General features: G+C 61.7%; 19 protein-coding genes. 10 read left to right on the forward strand and 9 right to left on the reverse strand.

Features of this window, described 5'->3' with window-relative positions; translation table 11 throughout:
• Window positions 1-83: 83 nt before the first annotated feature.
• Both V8P77_RS04670 and dnaN read right to left on the reverse strand, forming a co-directional pair.
• On the reverse strand, window positions 84-995 hold the full coding sequence (locus V8P77_RS04670) for a DUF72 domain-containing protein (RefSeq protein WP_335910978.1): 912 nt from the start codon (window positions 993-995) through the stop codon (window positions 84-86).
• Between the two features lie 54 nt (window positions 996-1,049).
• Complete coding sequence (dnaN, locus tag V8P77_RS04675) at window positions 1,050-2,168, reverse strand: DNA polymerase III subunit beta (RefSeq protein WP_335910979.1); 1,119 nt, start codon at window positions 2,166-2,168, stop codon at window positions 1,050-1,052.
• Between the two features lie 259 nt (window positions 2,169-2,427).
• Between dnaN and rsmI the strand changes: the two genes are divergently transcribed.
• From rsmI to V8P77_RS04710, 7 genes are all read left to right on the forward strand, one after another.
• Window positions 2,428-3,345, forward strand: a complete 918-nt coding sequence (gene rsmI, locus V8P77_RS04680; RefSeq protein ID WP_335910981.1) for a 16S rRNA (cytidine(1402)-2'-O)-methyltransferase — start codon at window positions 2,428-2,430, stop codon at window positions 3,343-3,345.
• Window positions 3,335-3,703, forward strand: coding sequence for a YraN family protein (locus V8P77_RS04685; protein ID WP_130787914.1), 369 nt, complete (start codon window positions 3,335-3,337; stop codon window positions 3,701-3,703). The genes rsmI and V8P77_RS04685 overlap by 11 nt, the downstream gene beginning before the upstream one ends.
• A gap of 114 nt (window positions 3,704-3,817) precedes the next feature.
• Complete coding sequence (locus V8P77_RS04690) at window positions 3,818-4,321, forward strand: cupin domain-containing protein (protein WP_335910985.1); 504 nt, start codon at window positions 3,818-3,820, stop codon at window positions 4,319-4,321.
• Between the two features lie 95 nt (window positions 4,322-4,416).
• A complete protein-coding gene (gshB, locus tag V8P77_RS04695) occupies window positions 4,417-5,364 on the forward strand; it encodes a glutathione synthase (protein ID WP_335910987.1) in 948 nt (315 codons plus the stop codon).
• Window positions 5,365-5,538: 174 nt separating this feature from the next.
• Window positions 5,539-7,071, forward strand: a complete 1,533-nt coding sequence (locus V8P77_RS04700) for a YifB family Mg chelatase-like AAA ATPase (protein WP_335910988.1) — start codon at window positions 5,539-5,541, stop codon at window positions 7,069-7,071.
• Between the two features lie 131 nt (window positions 7,072-7,202).
• Window positions 7,203-8,273, forward strand: a complete 1,071-nt coding sequence (locus V8P77_RS04705; protein ID WP_335910990.1) for a DUF4037 domain-containing protein — start codon at window positions 7,203-7,205, stop codon at window positions 8,271-8,273.
• 489 nt (window positions 8,274-8,762) lie between these two features.
• Window positions 8,763-9,341 carry a transposase-like zinc-binding domain-containing protein gene (locus V8P77_RS04710; protein ID WP_335910992.1) on the forward strand — a complete coding sequence of 193 codons (579 nt, stop codon included), beginning with the start codon at window positions 8,763-8,765 and terminating at the stop codon, window positions 9,339-9,341.
• 236 nt (window positions 9,342-9,577) lie between these two features.
• On the opposite strand, the gene cysK is transcribed toward V8P77_RS04710, so the two are convergent.
• Together cysK and V8P77_RS04720 are read right to left on the reverse strand one after the other, a co-directional pair.
• Window positions 9,578-10,540: a cysteine synthase A gene (gene cysK / locus V8P77_RS04715; RefSeq protein ID WP_335910994.1), complete on the reverse strand. Its 963-nt coding sequence runs from the start codon at window positions 10,538-10,540 to the stop codon at window positions 9,578-9,580.
• 144 nt (window positions 10,541-10,684) lie between these two features.
• Window positions 10,685-11,302 carry a LysE family translocator gene (locus V8P77_RS04720; protein ID WP_335911197.1) on the reverse strand — a complete coding sequence of 206 codons (618 nt, stop codon included), beginning with the start codon at window positions 11,300-11,302 and terminating at the stop codon, window positions 10,685-10,687.
• Window positions 11,303-11,534: 232 nt separating this feature from the next.
• Between V8P77_RS04720 and V8P77_RS04725 the strand changes: the two genes are divergently transcribed.
• The gene (locus V8P77_RS04725; RefSeq protein ID WP_335910996.1) at window positions 11,535-12,053 is read left to right on the forward strand and encodes a Dps family protein; all 519 of its coding nucleotides are present in this window, start codon (window positions 11,535-11,537) and stop codon (window positions 12,051-12,053) included.
• Window positions 12,054-12,134: 81 nt separating this feature from the next.
• Here the strand turns inward: V8P77_RS04725 and V8P77_RS04730 are convergent, their stop codons facing one another.
• Window positions 12,135-13,049 carry a DMT family transporter gene (locus V8P77_RS04730; protein WP_335910997.1) on the reverse strand — a complete coding sequence of 305 codons (915 nt, stop codon included), beginning with the start codon at window positions 13,047-13,049 and terminating at the stop codon, window positions 12,135-12,137.
• A gap of 99 nt (window positions 13,050-13,148) precedes the next feature.
• On the opposite strand from V8P77_RS04730, the gene V8P77_RS04735 reads away from it, so the two are divergent.
• The gene (locus tag V8P77_RS04735) at window positions 13,149-13,613 is read left to right on the forward strand and encodes an Lrp/AsnC family transcriptional regulator (RefSeq protein ID WP_017990051.1); all 465 of its coding nucleotides are present in this window, start codon (window positions 13,149-13,151) and stop codon (window positions 13,611-13,613) included.
• Between the two features lie 84 nt (window positions 13,614-13,697).
• Here the strand turns inward: V8P77_RS04735 and V8P77_RS04740 are convergent, their stop codons facing one another.
• The 3 genes from V8P77_RS04740 to dut are packed head-to-tail and all read right to left on the reverse strand — an operon-like array spanning window position 13,698 to window position 15,886.
• Window positions 13,698-14,468, reverse strand: coding sequence for a hypothetical protein (locus V8P77_RS04740; RefSeq protein WP_335911000.1), 771 nt, complete (start codon window positions 14,466-14,468; stop codon window positions 13,698-13,700).
• A 48-nt stretch (window positions 14,469-14,516) separates the two neighbouring features.
• On the reverse strand, window positions 14,517-15,416 hold the full coding sequence (locus tag V8P77_RS04745; RefSeq protein WP_335911002.1) for a GNAT family N-acetyltransferase: 900 nt from the start codon (window positions 15,414-15,416) through the stop codon (window positions 14,517-14,519).
• Window positions 15,416-15,886, reverse strand: a complete 471-nt coding sequence (gene dut, locus V8P77_RS04750; protein WP_335911004.1) for a dUTP diphosphatase — start codon at window positions 15,884-15,886, stop codon at window positions 15,416-15,418. Before dut ends, V8P77_RS04745 begins: the two co-directional genes overlap by 1 nt.
• A gap of 91 nt (window positions 15,887-15,977) precedes the next feature.
• On the opposite strand from dut, the gene V8P77_RS04755 reads away from it, so the two are divergent.
• Window positions 15,978-17,561 (forward strand): peptide chain release factor 3, encoded by a 1,584-nt coding sequence (locus V8P77_RS04755; RefSeq protein ID WP_335911006.1) that lies wholly within the window; start codon window positions 15,978-15,980, stop codon window positions 17,559-17,561.
• 30 nt (window positions 17,562-17,591) lie between these two features.
• On the opposite strand, the gene V8P77_RS04760 is transcribed toward V8P77_RS04755, so the two are convergent.
• On the reverse strand, window positions 17,592-18,482 hold the full coding sequence (locus tag V8P77_RS04760; protein ID WP_335911007.1) for a LysR family transcriptional regulator: 891 nt from the start codon (window positions 18,480-18,482) through the stop codon (window positions 17,592-17,594).
• Window positions 18,483-18,523: the final 41 nt, after the last annotated feature.

The raw sequence follows: 18,523 nt of genomic DNA on the forward strand, positions 1-18,523 counted from the left end.
CGCATGTTGATCGAATGCCTTAATATGCCGTTTGTCGCTTAAGGGACAAGGTTTTTCGCAACAAGGACATCGGCATCAACAGCTCATGCGGCTTGCGGCGCCGGATGGGGCATGAGATCGGCAAGCCTTTCGCTCAAATGATCGGCGTCGACAGGGGCGCGCAGCTTCACGTCGGTATTGTCGAAATAGAGATAGACGTCGCGGCCCTTGGCGCGCGCCGGGACAGGGGCAAGCACCCGTGTCGCATCGGCAGGTTCTCCGCCCGTTGCCCAACTGCGGATTCGTTGCGCCCATATGTCGAGCGCTTCGTCCTCGTAGCCGCTGACATAGAGCTTTTCGGAGCCATGCAGGCGGCAATAGATGAAATCGGCGGTGATATCCATCAGCAGCGGCCATTTCACCGTATCGGCGCAGACCAGAGCGACCTTGTGGCGCCTCAGCATCTCAATGAAGGCGGGTGAGCGGAAGCTCTCGTGGCGGATCTCCAGCGCATGCCGGATCGGCTGATGCCCGTCGCATTTAAGCCAAGCCAGTCCTTTGATGTGCCAGTCGTGCCGCTTGGCAAGCGCTATCGCTGCGTCGCGGTCGTGCGGCAGCAGCGACAAAAAACTTTCGAAAAGGGATGGGTCGAAGACCATGTTCGGCGGGAATTGCCAGAGGATCGGCCCGAACTTGGGGCCGAGCCGCAAAACGCCGGAGGCGAGAAAATTGGCGAGCGCCGTCTGGATATCCTGCAGCCGCAGCATATGGGTGATGAAGCGCGGTCCCTTGACCGCGAAGACGAAATCCTCCGGCGTCTCGTCGCGCCAGCGGCCGAAGCTTTCGGGCCGCTGCAATCCGTAGAAGGTGCCGTTGATCTCGATCGACCGGAAGTGCCGGGCGGCATAGGAAAGTTCCTGCTTCTGCGGCAGGTCCTTCGGGTAGAATTGGCCGCGCCAGGGCGCATAGGTCCAGCCGGATATGCCGATGCGCACCGCTCCCGTCTTTTTGGTCATGGGATACTCCGTTTTGACAGGAGGAAAAACAAAAAGCAGGCGCCTTCGTTCCCGTCAGACGCGCATCGGCATCAGCACGTAGAGCGCATCGTCGCCCGCCGTGTCGCGGATCAGCGTCGGCGAGCCGGCATCGGCAAGCAGGAAGACCGCTTCCTCGCCGGAAAGCTGGGCGGTGATGTCCAGCAAGTATTTGGCGTTGAAGCCGATTTCCATCGCATCCGTGTCGTAGCCCACGGCGACTTCTTCGGTCGCACTGCCGGAGTCGGGATTGTTGACGGTCAGCATCAGCTGACCCTCGGAAAGTGCCAGCTTTACGGCGCGTCCGCGCTCGGAGGAGATTGTCGAGACGCGGTCGACGGCCTGTGCGAAACTCGTGCAGTCGACGCGCATTTCCTTGTCGTTGCCTGTCGGAATGACGCGCTGATAATCCGGGAAGGTGCCGTCGATCAGTTTCGAGGTCATGACGATCGAGCCGATCGTCATGCGGATCTTGGCGTCGGAGACCTCGACGGTCACCATCACCTCGGGATTGTCGACCAGCTTCTGCAGCTCGCCGACCGTCTTGCGCGGAATGATGATGCCGGGCATGCCCTCGGAGCCGGAGGGCGCATCGACATCGGCGCGCGCCAGCCGGTGGCCGTCGGTCGCAACCGCCCTGAGTTTCAGCTGGCCGTTGCTCTCGATAGTGTGGAAGAAAATGCCGTTCAGATAATAACGCGTCTCTTCCGTCGAGATCGCAAACTGCGTGCGGTCGATCAGCATCTTCAGATCGGTCGCCTTCAGCTTGAAGGAATGCGTGAAGGTGCCGGCCGTGAGATCCGGAAAGTCCGATTCCGGCAGGCACTGCAGCGAGAATTTCGAGCGGCCGGATTGCACGGTCATTGAGCCGCCATCGGTGCTGGTGGCAAGCAGCACTTCCGAGCCGTCGGAAAGCTTGCGCACGATATCGTAGAGAAGATGGGCGGGAACGGTGGTGGCGCCGGGCTGCTCGACGCTAGCAGGGGTTGCCTCGGTGATTTCGAGGTCGAGGTCGGTCGCCTTCATGTCGAGCTTCTGGCCGTCGGCCTTGAGCAATACGTTGGACAGGATCGGGATCGTGTTGCGACGTTCGACCACGCGGTGGACGTGGTTCAGCGATTTCAACAGGTTTGACCGCTCAATAGTAATACGCATGGGATGCTACCGCTTTCGACCGTGACTGTCCGGGCGCGTCGAGCACCCGAAGAATGCTGTCCCGGCTTGAGGCCGGGGGAGTGGACGGGCAAAATGGCAGACTTCAGCATCGCTTTGCAAGAGGCATGGACGCCGGCACCCCTGCATTTGCGGTTTTCCAGAGCAATGCTCACAGAAATCCGAACCCTTGCCGAAGCGGTGCGGCTCGCCCATAAGGGTTCGATGCCGGCGACGAGCCGGCGGGACGAAAGCAAATGGCATGAATGAGGAAACCACAGCGGACGCCGCCGGCCGGCGAAGCTTCCGCCTGCACAATATGGCGGTGCCGGCGCGGCCGCTGGAGCCGGCGCTCTATCTCGTCGCCACCCCGATCGGCAATCTCGGCGACATCACCCTGCGGGCACTCGAAACGCTGGCCGGCGCCGATGTGCTCGCCTGCGAGGATACGCGCGTCACCCGCGTGCTGCTCGACCGCTACGGCATCCAGAACCGCCCCTTCGCCTATCACGAGCACAATGCCGACGAGGCTGGCCCACGGCTGCTGCAGGCGCTTGAAGCCGGGCGCTCGGTGGCGCTGGTTTCCGATGCCGGCACGCCGCTGGTCTCCGATCCCGGTTATCGGCTGGCGCAGCAGGCGATAGCGGCAGGTTACCGTGTCATTCCCATTCCCGGGGCGTCGGCGCCGCTCGCAGCCCTTGTCGGCTCCGGCCTGCCGAACGATGCTTTTCTTTTCGCCGGTTTCCTGCCGGCCAAGGACAAGGCCCGTCGCGACCGATTGGGTGAACTTGTCGCAGCACCCGCGACGCTGATCTTCTTTGAATCGCCGCATCGCATCGGCGCAACGCTTCTGGCCGCCGCCGACGTGCTCGGGCCCACTCGGCCCGCCTCCGTCTGCCGCGAGCTGACCAAGACCTATGAGGAGTTCCGCCGCGGCACGCTTGCCGACCTTGCCGCGCATTATCAGCAGGTGGAAAACGTCAAGGGCGAGATCGTCCTCGTCATCGGTCCGCCGGAGCCGGTCGAGACCGATGAGGCCGATGTCGAAGCCATGCTGGCCGACCTGTCGAAGACCATGCCGACGGCCGGTGCTGCGACCGAGGCCGCCCGCCTCACCGGCCTGCCGCGCAAGGTGCTCTACCAGCGGCTGCTGGAGATCAAGAACGCCGATGGGCGATAGCGATCTCACCGCGATCAGAAGGAAGGCGCTGCGCCGGGGCCGCATGTCGGAATATGTCGCGGCCGCCTTCCTGATGCTGAAGGGTTACCGCATCCTGGCGCTGCGCCACCGCACCCGGCTCGGCGAGATCGACATCATCGCCCGCAAGGGCGATCTCGCCGTCTTCGTCGAGGTCAAGGCCCGCCATGGCGAGGCCGCGGCTGTCGATGCCGTCTCTGTCGCCGCGCAGAAGCGCATACGGGCAGCAAGCGATCTCTGGCTCGCCCGCCAGGCGGATCAGGCCCGCCTTTCCCAGCGCTATGATATCGTGGCGATCATGCCGGGCCGGCTGCCGCGGCACTTTATTGATGCCTTCTGACCTCCTTTCGACCCATCGGATTTCCGGATCGTTAAACTTTTAGTCCCCGCTTGAACCAGGTCCTTACGACTCTCTGCTATCGACTCGGTAGGGATAACAATTGGGGGTTGTTTCATGGCCTGGAAGCTGATGTTTGCAAGTGCGGTCGCCATGGCCGCGCGCTCGGTGCCGTATGCGGTGGCGAAGCCGTCCGGAAAGTCCTTCGTCGCGCATGCGAGCGATCTGCTGCCGCTGAAATCCACGCCGATCAATCCGGACTGGATCGTCAGCGGCAATCCGCAGGCCCGCACCGCCGAACATTCGCGCGGCCATGACGAGGCCTCGCTGACGGCGATCTGGGATTGCACGGCGGGCGAATTCCGCTGGTATTTCGGCTGGGACGAGACGGTGATGATCCTCGAAGGCGAGGTCCATATCACCGCCGAGGACGGCACCGAACGAACGCTCTGCGCCGGCGACGTCGCCTTTTTCGCCGGTGGAACCTGGGCAAGCTGGCGGGTCGACAATTACGTCCGCAAGGTCGCCTTCCTGCGCAAGCCCTTCCCGAAGCCCTTGGCGATCGCCTACCGTCTCCGCAACATGCTGCGCAACAACGGCAACCAGGGCATCGCCGCCTGATTTTCGCCGCAGGCACCCGCTGGAAGCCCCTGATTGACCGTTGCGTTTGATATCTGGCCGACCTACATCTGTCCGGCATTCAGCGAGGGATGGAAATGGCCAAGATCACCAATGTAGCGGTCCAGATGGACCATGTCGCCGGCATCAATATCGCAGGCGATTCCACCTTCGCCATGAGCCTGGAAGCCCAAGTGCGCGGCTACAAGCTCTTCCATTATACCCCCGACCGCTTGAGCTTTCGCGACGGCAAGCTTTATGCCAGCGTCGAGCCGATGGTGCTGCGCGACGTAAAGGGCGATCACTTTGAACTTGGCGCGCCCGAGCGCGTCGATCTCTCGACCATGGATGTCGTGCTGCTGCGCCAGGATCCGCCCTTCGACATGGCCTATATCACCTCGACGCATCTGCTCGAGCGCATCCACCCGAAGACGCTCGTCGTCAACGATCCGGCCTGGGTGCGCAACTCGCCGGAAAAAATCTTCGTCACCGAATTCTCCGACCTGATGCCGAAGACGCTGATCACCAAGGATGCCGCCGAGATCCGCCGCTTCCGCGACGAGATGGGCGACATCATCCTGAAGCCGCTCTACGGCAATGGCGGCGCCGGCGTCTTCCATTCGACCCGCGACGACCGCAACCTCTCCTCGCTGCTGGAAATGTTCGGCCAGCTTTTCCGCGAGCCCTTCATCGCCCAGCAATATCTGCCCGACGTGCGCAAGGGCGATAAACGCATCATCCTCGTCGACGGCGAATTCGCCGGCGCCATCAACCGGGTTCCGGCTGAACACGACAGCCGCTCCAACATGCATGTCGGCGGCCGCGCCGAGGCGACCGAACTGACGTCGCGCGAACAGGAAATCTGCGCCCGCATCGGCCCGGCGCTGAGGGAGCGCGGCTTCCTGCTCGTCGGCATCGATGTGATCGGCGATTACATGACCGAGATCAACGTCACATCGCCCACCGGCATCCGCGAGGTGAAGAAATTCGGCGGCGCCGATATCGCCAGCCTGCTCTGGGATGCGATCGAGCGCAAGCGCGGCTGAACCTGCCGCCAATGACCGTTCTGGTCCCGCGACCGAGCACAACCAGGGTCACAGCGGATGCCTGACTATGTTCTGTGATTGTTCTTGTTTTATTCAGGCTTCCATGCCAGATTGCAACCGCTGGCCCTGAACGGCCGGGGGCGGTATAAGAGTTTGCGGGACAAGGATGGGCATATGGTCGCGCGTGTCAGTACGGTGGCATTTCAGGGTATCGAAGGTGTGCCGGTCGAGGTCCAGGTCATGGTCGCTCCCGGAAAGGTCGGCATGCAGATCGTCGGTCTGCCCGACAAGGCGGTTGCCGAAAGCCGCGAGCGCGTGCAGGCGGCCCTCCACGCCTCCGGCCTGGCGCTGCCGGCCAAGCGCGTGACGGTCAATCTGGCGCCGGCCGATCTGCCGAAGGAAGGCTCGCATTTCGATCTGCCGATCGCGCTTGCCCTGATGGCCGCCCTCGGCGCCATTCCCGCCGATGCACTGTCGGATTTTGTCGTCGTCGGCGAACTCAATCTCGACGGAACGATCGCCGCCATATCAGGCGCGCTGCCGGCTGCGATCGGCGCCAATGCGCTCGGCAAGGGGCTGATCTGCCCGGCCGAAAGCGGCGCCGAAGCCGCCTGGGCGGGCGCCGAGGTCGACATTCTCGCACCCCGCAGCCTGATTGCCCTTGCCAATCACTTCCGCGGCACGCAGGTCCTATCCCGGCCGGAAGCGTCGATCCGCGCCAATGCCGCAAACCTGCCGGACCTTGCCGAGATCAAGGGCCAGGAAAGCGCCAAGCGCGCGCTCGAAGTGGCGGCCGCCGGCGGCCATAACCTCTTGATGGTCGGTCCTCCGGGTTCCGGCAAGTCGATGCTGGCGGCCAGGCTGCCGTCGATCCTGCCGCCGCTTTCGGCCGCCGAGCTGCTGGAGGTGTCGATGGTCCATTCCATCGCCGGCCAACTCTCCGGCGGTAAGCTTTCCGATCGCCGGCCCTTCCGCACCCCGCATCATTCCGCCACCATGGCGGCCCTCGTCGGCGGCGGCCTGCGCGCTCGTCCCGGCGAAGCCTCGCTTGCCCATCACGGCGTGCTCTTCCTCGACGAGTTTCCCGAGTTCACGCCGCAGGCGCTCGATGCGCTGCGCCAGCCGCTCGAAGGCGGCGAATGCGTCATTGCGCGCGCCAATCACCGCGTCTCCTATCCGGCAAAATTCCAGCTGATCGCGGCGATGAACCCTTGCCGCTGCGGCATGGCCGGCGAGCCGGGCCATACCTGCGCCCGCGGCCCGCGCTGCATGAGCGATTACCAGGCCCGCATCTCCGGTCCGCTGATGGACCGCATCGACATCCGCATCGACGTCCCTGCCGTCTCCGCCGCCGATCTCATCCGGCCCACGGCGGCTGAAACCAGCGCCGACGTCGCCCGCCGTGTCGCCCGCGCCCGCGAGATCCAGCAGGAGCGCTTCGAAAGCGCCGGCGCAAGGGGCATCGGCACCAATGCCCGCTGCTCCACCGCGATGATCGAGAAACTGGCCGAGCCCGATGCCAGCGGCCTGCAGCTGCTGCGCGACGCCGCCGAGAAGATGAAATTCTCCGCCCGCGGTTACCACCGCGTCCTGAAGGTCGCCCGCACGCTGGCCGATCTCGACGGCAAGCCCACGGTCGGCCGCATCCATCTCGCCGAAGCGATCTCCTACAGGATCGCGGGTGAGAGGTTGACGGCGGCGGCGTAAGAAAAGGGGCGCTGAAGCGGCCCGATATCCTGCGAAGATGGACAACGAGTCATCCTTGTGCCCGTCGATCTTGATGCTGGACTTCGCAGTGTCCGCAAAGGATCATGTGCGGCCTGAACGGAGGAGAGGTCATGCAAGGGATTGAGTTGTCGCGTCGCTTCTACGCGGACATTGTCAGGCCCTGGATGACCAGTGTCGCGCCGGAACTCCCACATTCAGCGGCGTTGATTGGATTTGGATCGGAGCTGCTTGGTTTAGACGACGAGGTTTCCAGGGATCACAACTGGGGGCCTCGGGTCCACATCTTCTTGAGCACAGATAGATTCAGCGACTATGCCCGACGGTTGGTCGTTGAGTTCACGCAGGTGGCACCCACCAGCTATCTTGGTGAACCTATTGGGTGGCGGAGCCGCCCGCATCCTCCTGCAAATGGCCCGGAGGCGGCAGGCGCGATTGAGCACGGCCTCGAATTCCACACCCTTGAGTCTACGCTGGAACGGCTTCTGGCCGTTCGGTCCGCCGATAACCTTTCTCCCTTGCAGTGGCTGGGCTTCGCCGAACAACGGCTCCTCGCCTTCACGGGAGGGGCCGTTTTCCACGATGACGACAAACGGCTGACACGCGCCCGAACGGCACTGGCCTATTTCCCTGACCACGTGTGGCTTTACAAAATCGCCTGTCAGTGGCGGCGTATTGCCGAGGAGCAGGCCTTTGTCGGCCGAGCAGGACAGGTTGGCGACGATCTGGGGTCCCGCGTGGTTGCGAGCCGGCTCGTGCGTGACATCATGCGGATGGGTTTCCTCCTCGACCGCCGCTATGCGCCATACGCGAAGTGGTTTGGCAGTGCGTTCGGAAAACTGCCGCTTGCCGAAACCCTGTCACCGCTGTTGCAGCGGGTCTTGCTGGCCGAAAGATGGCAGCAGCGCGGAGAGGCACTCGCTTCGGCCTACCTTGCACTGGCACGTCGTCAACTGGCGGACGGCATCGGCGGCAAGGTCGAGCCGGTCATTGGTCCCTATTTCGAACGCCCCTTCACGACGATCAATGCCGACGACCTGATCGAGGCAACCGTCAAGGGGATACGGGACCTCTTGGTCAAAGACCTTCCAGTCGTCGGCGCCCTGGACCAGGTGAGCGATCTAACCCCTGTGCTCGAGGATCCGTCTGGGTCACAACGGATGATCGCCGCGCTGCTAGGCTGACGTGCATGGTTGCAGCCGGTCTCAACTCCGCTTTGGGAGGATGATCCCTCATTGCCATGCCCGTCCGGCAAGATCGGGTTAACCGGAAGCGGAACTCGATCCAACCGTGATCGTGGCACATTCTACGGACGCGACCCCTTCGGTATTCCATCAACGTCGCGTTGAACATCTGCGTATGGTTTCTTTCGAGCAACCGAAGTGACAAAAAAGGTGACGCCAACCTAAATTGCGGCTTGACGAAAAGGCACGTACAGGTACCCGCCAGAGTATCTATCTAAAAAATACTGCCTGATCTGCTGCTGGTTGAATGGATCCGAACAGTTTATTTTATTCCCATCAACCTATCGATGGAGTGATGATTGGATATTGGCTCTTTCACAACAATTCTTGTGGCGATATCGGGGTTTTTAGCTGCGACTACCGCCCTTCTACGAGAACTGCGGAAGTGGCGCTCCAAGGCTCCCGAGGCTGGTGGTTCGAGGTCAGTTGATGACTAATTTGGAACTGCTTGAACACGACGAACGCCTCCCTTGCCCCAAATGCGGCAGCCAGGATTGCGTAAAGAACGGCATCGTTCGCGCTACCCAAAGGTATCGTTGTAGGGAATGTAACTCGAACTTCTCGATGCACTTCAAACACCGCTGGCCCGATTCAAGCAAACTTATCAATCTTCTCTGTTACCGCCTTGGTGACACGAAAGAGAGTGTCAGCAAGCAGTGCGGCGCAAGTCCAGCTACAATTGATAGGTGGCACTTAGAGGCCAAAGAACACCACCCTTGGTTCGTGAGAGCAGTCGCCGCGCAGGTGCTTTTTGCGTTCGACCGTCAAAAGGACTCGATAGAGAAGAGCCTGTGCGATGGTATCGGCATGTATGCATTCATCACCGAGCGCGATCCCAACCGTGCTGATGGAGAGTTCGGTGATCTCCTTATTGCCGAACTGGCGAAAATTGCGAGTGAAGACTTCGTCGAGGCATATATATCGTTTGTGGGCGACCTTCCCGTCGAGCCGGAAGTTCGCTTGTCCCAAATATCTGCAGAAAAATTCGTAAGGCCGGATCAGATATAAGGGACCTGGCTTTCCCCTCGTGGCCCCACCTCACGAAAGTCGATGCAGGCAGCCATTTGGTAGTCAGTTAAGTCCCTACTCAAGCAGATACGGGACCCATTGCTCAAAGAACTTCCAGTCGTTGGCGCTGCCGCGTTGCCGCCGTTGCTGACATTGCGACGTAAAGAATGGGGCGCCGAAGCGCCCCGATACTCTGCGGAATTAAATGACCGGGAAGCCTCGGCCAATGCCCTGCCTCAGCTCCCCAGCCCTTCAAACAGCGCCGTCGAGAGATAACGCTCGGCGAAGGAGGGGATGATGATGACGATGTTCTTGCCGGCGTTCTCGGGACGGATGCCGACCTTGATGGCGGCTGTCAGTGCCGCACCCGAGGAGATGCCGACCGGCACACCTTCGAGCCTTGCGACCAGGCGCGCCTGTTCGAAGGCCTCGTCATTGGTCACGGTGACGACCTCGTCATAGATGCCGGTATCGAGGATCTTCGGCGCGAAGCCGGCGCCGATGCCCTGGATTTTGTGCGGGCCGGGATTACCGCCGGAGAGGATCGGCGAATCGGCCGGTTCGACGGCGATGATCTTGATCTCGGGCTTGCGGCTCTTCAGCACCTGGCCGACGCCGGTGATCGTGCCGCCGGTGCCGATGCCGGAGACGACGATATCGACCGTGCCGTCGGTGTCGTTCCAAATTTCCTCGGCCGTCGTCTTGCGATGGATCTCGGGATTATCAGGGTTTTCGAACTGCTGCGGAATGACGGCATCCTCAAGCGACGAGGCCAGTTCCTCTGCCTTGGCGATGGCGCCCTTCATGCCCTTCGGTCCCTCCGTCAGCACCAGCTCGGCGCCGAGCAGCGCCAGCATCTTGCGGCGCTCGACCGACATTGTTTCCGGCATGGTGAGGATCAGCCGATAACCCTTGGCGGCGGCGGCAAAGGCGAGCGCGATGCCTGTGTTGCCGGAGGTCGGTTCGATCAGCACCGTCTTGCCGGGAGTGATCTTGCCTTGCGCTTCGAGGCCCTCGATCATCGCGACGCCGATGCGGTCCTTCACCGAGGCGATCGGGTTGAAGAATTCGAGCTTGCCGATCAGGTTCGCCACGACGCCCTTTTCCCGCGCCAGCTTGTCGAAGCGCACGAGCGGCGTGTCGCCGATGGTCTCGGTGATCGAGGAATAGATGCGGCCGCGGCCGGGCTTGTGCGACATGGGTGCCTCCCTTTGAAATCCTGTCTCTGAAATCGAGGAGGAGAATAGGGTCAAAGGCTGGTCTAGGCCAGCCCGTGTTCATCCCGGGGAGGCGGTCCTCGGAGAAAATAACCTTTGAAAACCGGTCCTTGCCGAATGTTTATTTCAGGCGGCCCGCGTGGCGATGAAGGCGGCCGTGCCCGCGAAGATGCCGGCCGCAACCCGGTTCAGCGCCTGCAAGGCCCGCGGCTGCTTCAGCATTGTGCGGGCCCGCGAGGCAAGCAGCATATAGGGCACGAGCACGACGATCAGCACCACGAAGGTGGTGGTCAGCAGGAGCGCATAGTCTCGCAGGCCGATATTGCCGATATCGATCAGCGTCGGCACCAGGGCGACATAGAAGAGCATGGTCTTCGGATTACCAAGCGTCACCAGCAGGCCGGAGAGGAAGGACAGGCCGATATTGGTGGATTTCCGCGCCGCGATATCCTGCGGCAACAATCCCGCCGTCCAGAGTTTCCAGGCGATGTAGCCGAGATAGAGGACGCCGGCGATCTTGATTGTTATGAACACCTCGGTGAAGGTTTGCGCCACGAAGGCAAGGCCGAGAATGACCGCTGTCAGATAGGCCATGTCGCTGAGCACCAGGCCGAGGCCCATGAAGAAGGTCTCGCGGAAATTCGAGCCGAGCGCGCGTGCGACGATCGCGGTGATCCCCGGTCCCGGAATGGCTGCGGCGATAAAAAGCGCTCCGGCATAGGTCAGCAAGGCGGCAAGGCTCATCTTCTTAACCCTCAGGGCTTCCACCGCCCATCTATAGGCAAGCGTCGCTTCCTCATCAATGCTTTGGCGCTGATCGGTCCATAACCATAAGGAATAGGTCTGCTGGACCATGATCCACTTGGAAAGCGACCCGGCCTTGCTATTTCTCTCTCTGCAAATGCGCGTTCAGCGCGGCCCGCCGCGTTTTCCCGGCCGGTGGCGCTAGAGATTTTCATCACCAAGGAGAGATTAAATGTCCCATACGCCAGCCGAAACCCGCAGGCTTTCGCCACTCAAGACGCCTTCGGATCTGCCGACCAATGCCATCACCGATATTTCGGCAGCACTGACGGCGCTGCTCGCCGATGTCTTCGCGCTCTATCTCAAGACCAAGAATTTCCACTGGCACATGTCCGGCCCGCATTTCCGCGATTATCATCTGCTGCTTGACGAACAGGCAGAGCAGATCTTCAACATGACCGACGACATTGCCGAACGTGCCCGTAAGATCGGCGGCACGACATTGCGCTCCGTCGGCCAGATCGCTCGCCAGCAGCGCATTTCGGACAATGACGCGGATTTCGTCACGCCCGAGGACATGTTGTCGGAACTGCGCGAGGACAACGCTCAGCTCGTTTCGCTGCTGCGCGAGGTGCATGACCTCTGCGACGAGCATAATGATGTCGCAAGCGCCAGCCTGATCGAGAACTGGATCGACGAGGCCGAGCGCCGCACCTGGTTCCTGTTCGAAACGACGCGCGGGCAGAAATAATATCGGCATATCCCCGGGCATGCTTGCCATGCCCAGGCGTGCTTGCCATGCCCAGGCATGCTTGCAACGCCCGCCCGGTTCTCAGCTCTCGAGCGCCCGCGGCCGCAGCCACCGCGGCGTCCAGCCGAGATTCATGCCGGCGGCCGCAAGCAGGATGATCGCCGCGCCTAATATCTGCATCGGCTGCAGCGCATGGCCGAAGGCCAGCCGGTCGACGAGGATCGCAGCGATCGGATAGATGAAGGACAGGGCGCCTGTCAGATGCGTCGGCAGCCTCTGGATCGCGCCGTAGAGCAGCACATACATCAGCCCGGTATGGACGACGCCGACGGTCACCAAGATCGCCCAGGACCCGACATCGCCGGGCGGATGCGAAAAATCGGTCATCGGCGTCAGCATCAGCATGCCGGTTGCGACCTGGATGAGCGCGATCAGATGCGGCGGCGTGCCTTTCAGCCATTTCGCGGCAAGGGCTGCAAGCGCATAGAAGAAGGCAGCACCGAGCGCCATCAGGATACCGAGGCCGTAGCCGTCGAACGCAGCGCCGCCCGCACCGGGTTTCGCCTGGATGATCGCCACCATGCCGGTGAAGGCGAGCGCCAGCCAGAACAGCTTGGTCGCGGTGATCTTCTCGCCGAGAAAGAGCGCGCCGAGCATCAGCAGCATGAAAGGCTGGGTGTTATAGACGGTCGTCGCGATCGAGATCGTCGCATGCGAATAGGAAGCAAAGAGCAGCAGCCAGTTCAAGACGATGGCGATGCCGCCTGATATGGCGATGCCGAAGGCGCGCAGCGTGATGATGCCGGGCCGCAACAGCCCGAGAGCGCCGCAGATGACCAGCAAGGTGAGCGCGCCGAACAGGCAGCGCCAGAAGACCACGCCGCTGACCGGCTGACCCGACATGACGACGAACCAGCCGATCGTCCCCGAGATCAGCATCGCCGCCGTCATTTCCGCGGTGCCTCTTTTGATGTCGCTGCCCATGATTGCCTCCATTTCGATGGCATAAGAATATTGCGGCGGGCGACGATTTTATATACTGATAAAAAGGAAATTGATCGAAATTGCCTAATCGTGAGAGGAAAACAGATCGCCATGGCTAATGATGTGCAATCGCTCGACGAAATCGATCAGGCCATTCTGGAAGCGCTGGCCGGCAATGCGCGGATCTCGCTGAAAGAGCTGGCGCAGCAGGTTGGCCTCTCCTCGCCGAGTGCTGCCGAGCGCCTGCGCCGGCTGGAGGAGCGCGGCGTCATCAAGGCCTTCACCATCGATCTCGATCCCGCCGCCGTCGGTTATCCCCTGCAGGCGATCGTGAGGGTGCGTCCGCTGCCGGGGCAGCTGCACATCGTTGAGCGCATCATCCAGGAAATTCCCGAAATCATCGAATGCGACAAGGTGACGGGTGATGATTGCTTCATTGCCCGCCTGGTCATCCGCTCGATGGCCGACCTCGACGGCATTCTCGACCGGGTCGCCGAAAGGGCGGAGACCAACACCGCGATGATCAAAGCCTCGCCCGTCAAACGCCGCCTGCCACCGCTTTCACGGAAAAGGTAGGTATTGGCTGAGCAGGAGTCCTAGAAATTTGCCATCGACGGCGCCTCGCAGGAATTCTAGGCGGCATCGGCCAATCCGCGGTCCTTAATTCCCTTCCTGGAGAACTCCTCTCAGGCATTTCTCAAGCTGATCTTTTTTATCGACGACAGATCGGCATTCGCGAATGGCATATGCTGCCACCATTTCAGCATTGCGTCTGAAGCCGGGAACGTCCCCGGCGCGATATGTTGCTGCAACCCCACCGAAGGGTCCCTTAATCCCGATCGACTGCAGCAGGACTGTGTAAAGGCAGCCTACCGGATTGATATCGCGGTCGATGACGACGTTGATAACCGGGTATCCTTTTCGGCGCTCGTGGTAACATTCTAGTGTGTCCGGCTTGCTTCGAAGCGTGTCTATATCGTGCACTGCTATCTGGCCCAATTTTGCCAGCTTGAGCGCATCACGATCAACGAACACTTCGACGGTCTGGGCGTTTGACGGCTGGTTCTGATCACCGAAAGGGGCATATGGCGCTCCAATTGAGTAATCTATCGACTGGCTGGCGTTGAAATTGAGACGAACGTCTGCGTAAGTCATCAGCCCAAAAAACACGCGGAAAAACTCTAGCTGCAAAGCTTGAATATCGCTCCTCTCCATGCCCTTCACATTGATGACGATGTTCACGTCGATTGGATTGTCGATGTCGAGAATCGGCGCTGTTGATTTCGAAACCGCAAACGCGACGATCTCTTCCAAAGACAATGATGAGCGAATCGACTGAAGCTTTGTAGAATCGATCGCAAGCGTCGGTGTCGCTATCAACGCTGTGGCTAGTCCCGCAATCAAGCGCCATGGCGCTTTCCTAAATGACATAAGCGCCTCCAACAAACACCGCTCCCGCCGTTCATCAACCGAACTGCTCTAGAATTCCGCCATCGGCGACAGCATCGCCGGAAAGTTCGGGATGGCATCGCCGAGGCCGCGCAGCATCAGCCTCGTGCCGCTTTCCAACGGTTGCGGAACACCCTCCCAGCCGAGCTTGTCGGGACGGAAAAGCACCTCGACGGAGACGGGTGCGATCTTAAGCCCGCTAAGGATCGCTGCAAGCGGCGGTATCTCAGCCGCCACGACGTCGAGGAGGCTGAAGCGGCCCGCCTCATCGATCTTCCAGGCGATCACCGCCTGTTTGTCTTCGAGGAAGCTGATGCGGACATCCGGATCGAGCTGGGTGTTGATCAGAAACATCGCCGCATTGACTGTGACCGCCAGCGAGGTCGAAACCGGGCTTCGTCTTTTCAGCAGCGATTGCAGCAGGGCAAGATCGTCCGCATTCGTCGGCAAAAGCGGCTGGGCGGGTGCGGCGGAAGACGAAGGGTCGGGTGCCGCTCCCTCGTATCGATGCAGCGGTATCGCGCGGAAACCGTAGGCTTCGTAGAGCGACGGCTTGTCGGTATAGAGGATGACGGCTTCAAAACGTTGCTTCTCGCACCAGTCGAGCGCTTTCACCGTGACGTCGCGATAGAGGCCGCGGCCGCGCCACGGCGGCCGCACTGCGCCGGATTGCAGCCCGGCGGCATGGACGATCCTGCCGTTGAGGACGAAGGGCAGTGCAAAGGCCGAGATATTGCCCGCAAGCTTACCTTCGGCATCAAACCAGCCGAAGGGCATGCTTGTTGGATCGGGTCCGCCGAGCTGTTGCAGCGGTCCGATATCGATGCCGAAAATATCCTTGAGCAGGCAGACCAGCGCCGCCCAGCCGGCAGGGTCGCCGAAATGGTCCTGCCGGAAGGTCAGGCCAGCGCTGTCGAGGCGTTGTGCCATCAGACGCCGGTGGAGCCGAAGCCGCCTGCGCCGCGCACCGTTTCGCTGGCCGCGGTGATCTCCGCCACCCGCGTCTGGGTAACGGATGCGATCACCATCTGGGCGATGCGCATGCCGCGCGAGATGACGATGGGCTCGTCGCCGAGATTGATGAGCAGCACCTTCACCTCGCCGCGATAGTCGCTGTCGACGGTGCCCGGTGAATTCAGGCAGGTGATGCCGTTTTTGAAGGCCAGGCCGGAGCGCGGCCGCACCTGTCCCTCGAAACCTTCGGGGATCTCGAAGATGAAGCCGGTCGGCACCAGCGCCCGCTTGCCGGGCAGAAGCGTCAGTGGTGCTGCCTCGTCGACGGCGGCACGCAGGTCCATGCCGGCTGCTCCCTTGCTTTCATAGGCAGGCAGGTCGAGGCCCTCGCCATTGGCTAAGCGGATCAGGTTCAGCGTCGGGCGCGTATCGTGATGAATGGTCATGGCCCATTACTTTGCGCCCGAAGGCCCGAGGTCAATTGCAAAGCCGGGCTTTAGTCGCTAGATACGCGGCAATTCCACAGGATTTACAAGTATGGCCGAAAGTCTCGCCGAGGCGGTCTCCCGCCGCCGCACATTCGCTATTATCGCCCACCCGGATGCGGGCAAGACGACGCTCACCGAAAAGCTGCTGCTGTTCGGCGGCGCCATTCAGCTTGCCGGCGAAGTCAAGGCCAAGAAGGATCGCATGCAGACGCGTTCCGACTGGATGAAGATCGAGCGCGAGCGCGGCATCTCCGTCGTCACCTCGGTGATGACCTTCGAATATAACGACAATGTCTTCAACATCCTCGATACGCCGGGTCACGAGGATTTCGCCGACGACACCTATCGCACGCTGACGGCCGTCGACGCCGCCGTCATGGTCATCGATGCCGCCAAGGGCATCGAGCCGCGCACGCTGAAGCTTTTCGAAGTCTGCCGCATGCGCGATATCCCGATCATCACCTTCATCAACAAGATGGACCGCGAAAGCCGCGATCCCTTCGAGATCCTCGACGAGGTGGAAGAGAAGCTGGCGCTGGATACCGCGCCGATCACCTGGCCGATCGGCCGCTCGAAGACCTTTTGCGGCTCCTACAATATCGCCGCCAACACGGTGCGAGGTTCGGATACCGAAATCGAGGGAACGCCGGTCAATGGTCCGCAAAGCGTCGCCGGCAGGCTGCCGGAAAACGAGCGCCAGGTCTTCGTCGAGGAGACCGAGCTGGCGATCGAGGCCTGCCGTCCCTTCGACCGCCAAGCCTTCCTGGAAGGCCATATGACGCCGGTTTTCTTCGGCTCGGCGCTGCGCAATTACGGCGTTCGCGACCTCATCAACGCGCTCGGCGATTTTGCGCCGCCGCCGCGTGACCAGGTCGCCGACACCAGGACCGTGCACGCGACCGACGACAAGATGACGGCCTTCGTCTTCAAGATCCAGGCCAACATGGATCCCAACCACCGCGACCGCATCGCCTTTGCCCGCATCTGCTCCGGCAAGCTCGAGCGCGGCATGAAGGCAAGGCTTGCGCGCACCGGCAAGCAGCTCGGCCTGACGGCGCCGCAATTCTTTTTCGCCTCGCAGCGCCAGCTCGCCGACACCGCCTATGCCGGCGATGTCGTCGGCATTCCGAACCACGGCACGCTCCGGATCGGCGATACGCTGACCGAAGGTGAATCGCTGGTCTTCCAGGGCGTGCCGAACTTCTCGCCGGAGATCCTGCGTCGTGTGCGTCTGGAAGATGCGATGAAGGCGAAGAAGCTGAAGGAAGCCCTGCAGCAGATGGCCGAAGAGGGCGTCGTCCAGCTGTTTTCGCCGGAAGACGGCTCGCCGGCGATCGTCGGCGTCGTCGGCGCCCTGCAGCTCGACGTCTTGAAGGAGCGGCTGATGGCCGAATACGGCCTGCCGGTCTCCTTCGAAATGTCGCGTTTCTCAGTCTGCCGCTGGATCTCGGCCGAGCAGCCGGCCGATCTCGAAAAATTCCTCACCGACAAGCGCGGCGATATCGCCCGCGATCTCGACGGCGATCCGGTCTTCCTCGCCCAGGACGGTTTCTCGCTGCGCTACGAATCCGAGCGCCATCCGGCGATCAAGATGGTCGCGATCAAGGAATATCACGCCGCCAAGGCGGCGTGATCGCCAAACTTGAGGAAGTACGAAGCGGCTCTACCCTGCGAGCCGCTCGGCCAGGAAATCGACGACGGCGCGCACCGCCGGCAGCTGGCCGCGCCGGTGCGGCATCAGGATGGTCGTCTCGATGCTGCCGGCCGTCCATTCCGGCAGCACCCGCACCAGCCGCCCGTCGGCCAGCGCCTTGCGGCAGACGGATGTCGGCAGGCAGGTGATGCCGAGCCCCGACATGGCCATTTCCATCAAGACATAAGGCTCATCCGCGGCCATGACGGAATGCAGCGTGACGAGAACCTCGTCGCCGCCCGAATAAAGCCGCCACTGGTCCTCCATCAGGCTGGTCATGATCGTCGCGTGCTGTGCCAGATCCTCCGGGCGGCGCGGTTGCCCATGGGCATTCACATAATCCGGCGACGCGAGAATGAAGAAGGGGTGGCTGGCGAGCTTCCGCTGCACCAGCGCCGAATCCGGCAGTGGCCCGCGGTGGCTGCGCAGCGCGATGTCGAAACCTTCCTGGACGATATCGACGAAACGGTCCGTCACATGCACGGAAAGCCGGAGCTTCGGATAGCGCATAGCCAGCGCCGGCAGATGTTCCGTCAAGGTAAACTGCGCCGTCGGCACCGATGCGGTCAGGCGAACGCTGCCGGCGGGTTCGGCCAGATGCCGCCGCACGATGCCCTCGGCCATATCCGCCTCGATGATCGAGGCCCGGGCATGCTGAAAGAATTCCCGGCCGAGCTCGGTCAGCGCGAAGCTTCGCGACGTGCGCTGGATCAGCCGGACGCCGAGCCGTGCCTCCAGTTCGGCAACCCGTTTGCTCACCGTCGATTTCGGAATGCCGAGATGCCTGGCGGCGGCGGTAAAACTGCCGCTGTCGACGGCCTGTACGAAGAGATGAAGGTCGTTGAGGTTGAAAAGTGCCATCGCCAGCTTCCAGATATGTGGACATTGCGGTGCATTTATAG

Origin of the sequence: Rhizobium aouanii, from assembly GCF_037002925.1 — a bacterium.
GTDB lineage: Bacteria > Pseudomonadota > Alphaproteobacteria > Rhizobiales > Rhizobiaceae > Rhizobium > Rhizobium aouanii.

What these genes read in the sequence shown, in the direction of transcription:
- V8P77_RS04670 (WP_335910978.1), bottom strand. Translation starts at nt 995, where the DNA reads ATGACCAAAAAGACGGGAGCGGTGCGCATCGGCATATCCGGCTGGACC.
- V8P77_RS04690 (WP_335910985.1), top strand. Translation starts at nt 3,818, where the DNA reads ATGGCCTGGAAGCTGATGTTTGCAAGTGCGGTCGCCATGGCCGCGCGC.
- V8P77_RS04760 (WP_335911007.1), bottom strand. Translation starts at nt 18,482, where the DNA reads ATGGCACTTTTCAACCTCAACGACCTTCATCTCTTCGTACAGGCCGTC.
- V8P77_RS04705 (WP_335910990.1), top strand. Translation starts at nt 7,203, where the DNA reads ATGCAAGGGATTGAGTTGTCGCGTCGCTTCTACGCGGACATTGTCAGG.
- gshB (WP_335910987.1), top strand. Translation starts at nt 4,417, where the DNA reads ATGGCCAAGATCACCAATGTAGCGGTCCAGATGGACCATGTCGCCGGC.
- cysK (WP_335910994.1), bottom strand. Translation starts at nt 10,540, where the DNA reads ATGTCGCACAAGCCCGGCCGCGGCCGCATCTATTCCTCGATCACCGAG.
- V8P77_RS04725 (WP_335910996.1), top strand. Translation starts at nt 11,535, where the DNA reads ATGTCCCATACGCCAGCCGAAACCCGCAGGCTTTCGCCACTCAAGACG.
- rsmI (WP_335910981.1), top strand. Translation starts at nt 2,428, where the DNA reads ATGAATGAGGAAACCACAGCGGACGCCGCCGGCCGGCGAAGCTTCCGC.
- dnaN (WP_335910979.1), bottom strand. Translation starts at nt 2,168, where the DNA reads ATGCGTATTACTATTGAGCGGTCAAACCTGTTGAAATCGCTGAACCAC.
- V8P77_RS04720 (WP_335911197.1), bottom strand. Translation starts at nt 11,302, where the DNA reads ATGAGCCTTGCCGCCTTGCTGACCTATGCCGGAGCGCTTTTTATCGCC.
- V8P77_RS04700 (WP_335910988.1), top strand. Translation starts at nt 5,539, where the DNA reads ATGGTCGCGCGTGTCAGTACGGTGGCATTTCAGGGTATCGAAGGTGTG.
- V8P77_RS04685 (WP_130787914.1), top strand. Translation starts at nt 3,335, where the DNA reads ATGGGCGATAGCGATCTCACCGCGATCAGAAGGAAGGCGCTGCGCCGG.
- V8P77_RS04735 (WP_017990051.1), top strand. Translation starts at nt 13,149, where the DNA reads ATGGCTAATGATGTGCAATCGCTCGACGAAATCGATCAGGCCATTCTG.
- V8P77_RS04730 (WP_335910997.1), bottom strand. Translation starts at nt 13,049, where the DNA reads ATGGAGGCAATCATGGGCAGCGACATCAAAAGAGGCACCGCGGAAATG.
- V8P77_RS04740 (WP_335911000.1), bottom strand. Translation starts at nt 14,468, where the DNA reads ATGTCATTTAGGAAAGCGCCATGGCGCTTGATTGCGGGACTAGCCACA.
- V8P77_RS04755 (WP_335911006.1), top strand. Translation starts at nt 15,978, where the DNA reads ATGGCCGAAAGTCTCGCCGAGGCGGTCTCCCGCCGCCGCACATTCGCT.
- V8P77_RS04710 (WP_335910992.1), top strand. Translation starts at nt 8,763, where the DNA reads ATGACTAATTTGGAACTGCTTGAACACGACGAACGCCTCCCTTGCCCC.
- dut (WP_335911004.1), bottom strand. Translation starts at nt 15,886, where the DNA reads ATGACCATTCATCACGATACGCGCCCGACGCTGAACCTGATCCGCTTA.
- V8P77_RS04745 (WP_335911002.1), bottom strand. Translation starts at nt 15,416, where the DNA reads ATGGCACAACGCCTCGACAGCGCTGGCCTGACCTTCCGGCAGGACCAT.